1 protein-coding gene is annotated in these 780 nt (G+C 67.9%); it reads right to left on the reverse strand.

Going from position 1 to position 780, the window contains the following annotated elements; genetic code table 11:
• Positions 1–780: acyltransferase domain-containing protein (locus tag AXW62_RS39785; RefSeq protein WP_159061132.1), on the reverse strand; the 780-nt coding region annotated here is incomplete at both ends.

The following is a 780-nucleotide window of genomic DNA, read 5'->3' on the forward strand; positions in this document are numbered from 1 at the left end:
TCTCCACGATGTCGTGGATGGCGGTGGTCAGGACGGGGTGGGTGCTGATTTCGATGAAGGTGCGGTAGCCCTGGTCGAGGAGGGTTCGGGTGGCGTCTTCGAAGCGGACGGTGTCGCGGAGGTTGCGGTACCAGTAGTCGGTGTCGAGGTGGGTGGGGTCGGTCCAGTCGGCGGTGACGGTGGATATCCAGGGGGTGTGGCCGGGGGTGGTGGGGGTGTTGTGGAGGAGGTGGTGGAGGTGGTCGTGGATGTGGTCGACGTGTCCGGAGTGTCCGGCGAAGTCGACGCCGGGGAGTTGCCAGCGGTAGATCTTGGCTTGGGAGAGGGTGGTGCCGAAGGCGGTGAGGGCGTCGGGGTCTCCGGAGACGGAGACGGAGGCGGGGCTGTTGATGGCGGCGATCCAGAGGCGGCCCTGCCAGGGGGTGAGGGCTTGTTGGACCCAGGTGTGGTGGGTGAGGACGGACATCATGGCGCCGTGTCCGGTGAGGTGATGGGCGATGGTCTGGCTGCGGAGGGTGACGATTTTGGCGGCGTCGTGGAGGGTGAGGACTCCGGCGACGCAGGCGGCGGCGATTTCGCCTTGGGAGTGGCCGATGACGGCGTCGGGGTGGATGCCGTTGGCCTGCCACAGGGCGGCGAGGGAGACCATGATGGCGAAGGTGGTGGGCTGGAGGACGTCGACGCGGTCCAGGCTCGGTGCGTCGGGTGCGCCGGTGATGACGTCGATGAGGTTCCAGTCGGTGTAGGGGGCCAGGGCTTGGGCGCATTCGTGGAGGCGGG

This window comes from Streptomyces hygroscopicus subsp. hygroscopicus, assembly GCF_001553455.1.
Lineage (GTDB): Bacteria > Actinomycetota > Actinomycetes > Streptomycetales > Streptomycetaceae > Streptomyces > Streptomyces hygroscopicus.